Here is a 399-nt window from a genome sequence, read left to right on the forward strand (position 1 = left end):
GGCAAGAGCGAGCTGGCGCTTGAACTGCTCAGCCGCGGCCACCGCCTGGTCGCCGACGATGCGCCGGAATTCACCCAGATCGCCCCGGACGTGCTCGACGGCACCTGCCCGGAGCTGCTGCAGGACCTGCTGGAGGTGCGCGGCCTGGGCGTGCTCAACGTGCGCGAGATGTTCGGCGACACCGCGGTCAAGAAGAACAAGTACCTGCGCCTGATCGTGCACCTGACCCGGCCTGCTTGAAAAAAAAAAAGATATAAACCCAGCGTATAAAAACGTGAAGGCGATCCAAATGTATCAGCTCGTATCTACTGCGTTAGCAAGAACGTTCACTGCGCTCTGTGATGATATACCACACGCACGTATAATACAAGTAACAGTCGTACTGACACAATGATTACA

Annotated in this window: 1 pseudogene; it reads left to right on the forward strand. The window is 56.4% G+C overall.

What is annotated here, in order from left to right:
* Positions 1-234, forward strand: a pseudogene (locus CSC70_RS14440) (HPr(Ser) kinase/phosphatase); the annotation flags it as partial.
* Between the last annotated feature and the right edge of the window lie 165 nt (positions 235-399).

It is taken from the genome of Pseudoxanthomonas kalamensis DSM 18571 (assembly GCF_010211745.1).
Lineage (GTDB): Bacteria > Pseudomonadota > Gammaproteobacteria > Xanthomonadales > Xanthomonadaceae > Pseudoxanthomonas_A > Pseudoxanthomonas_A kalamensis.